The sequence below is a fragment of the Sphingobium sp. 3R8 genome, assembly GCF_020166615.1.
Lineage (GTDB): Bacteria > Pseudomonadota > Alphaproteobacteria > Sphingomonadales > Sphingomonadaceae > Sphingobium > Sphingobium bisphenolicum.
On the sequence record NZ_JAIQXR010000063.1, the window covers coordinates 1 to 1,023 of the forward strand.

General features: G+C 47.8%; 2 protein-coding genes. Both read right to left on the reverse strand.

The genetic code is table 11. The features are described 5' to 3' along the window. A partial coding sequence (locus tag K9B33_RS22905; RefSeq protein WP_224551420.1) for a DUF4269 domain-containing protein occupies positions 1-667 on the reverse strand: 667 nt, incomplete at its 3' end. Between the two features lie 79 nt (positions 668-746). Further along, a partial coding sequence (locus K9B33_RS22910) for a hypothetical protein (RefSeq protein ID WP_224551421.1) occupies positions 747-1,023 on the reverse strand: 277 nt, incomplete at its 5' end.

The window sequence follows — 1,023 nt, forward strand, 5'->3', positions numbered from 1 at the left end:
TGTAGCCTGCCTCATGGAGAAGGCCGACGAGAGCGTGTTCATCCAATGACCCAATATCGAGCAAGGATTCATAAGGGTCGCCCTGCATATCCAGTGCGGCAGCAAAAGCCGGTTCGGTTTTCATGCCGTCTCTTCGAAGCGCCATCACAGCTTTGACAAAGCCCTCACCGCCCAACGTGATCAGACGCTGTTCCACGAGAAAATGACTCCAGCCTCTCTGTTGATTAACAGGCTTCGCTTGGCCGAAAAGTTCAAATTGCCATCCTTGCGCTGTGAAAGCAGCGACCACGGTCTGATCGCCCTCACACCATTGCCAAATGCGAAAATCATGAAATGAACTGAAAGCTGCCCATATGTGCGAAGTGAAGAGGTTGGGGTCAGGCGCGTAACAGAGGATGTCTATATCACTGGTTGAAACATCGAGGCCTAAAGGCAGTGTTCCTGCAACGTGAGGATCATAATGAGAAAGCGTCGTAAGAATGTTTAAATCCTTAATCGCTGCAAGGTAGCTTGGTCTACTCACTCTCATCTCAGAAATTGTTGGGTATCGGGTCGGCATATTATCAAATATGGAGCGAAATGCGAGATTATATGGCAATTTTTGATCGCCATTCAGTCCACCGAAACGCCCAGCGACCGTTACCGCCTGTTTGTTTGACAAACACATGGCAGGCGGCTGCTATCAGCTGATTGTCGTGCATTTACTGACATTGGATTGGCGTCATCCCGCAGGTCTGAATCAAATCTCAGAAAGTAACAACTTCGGCTATGTCGCCAAGTGGCCCTATGGAAATTGGGAACGGATCATTTTCTGGACCTTGCTCGTATGGAAAGGCGCAAAACCGCCATTCACGCTGATACAAATAAGAAAAATGCTTAATGGTTTCTGGTCTAGTTTTAATATCAATAAACGAGCAAGGGTCGTAATATTTGATGTTTCCTTGCCATGTTGCTGCCGATGGCCAAATCTCTTTTACTCTACGTGATAGGCGGGCGGCAAATTCCTGAGGATTGCGGATAATG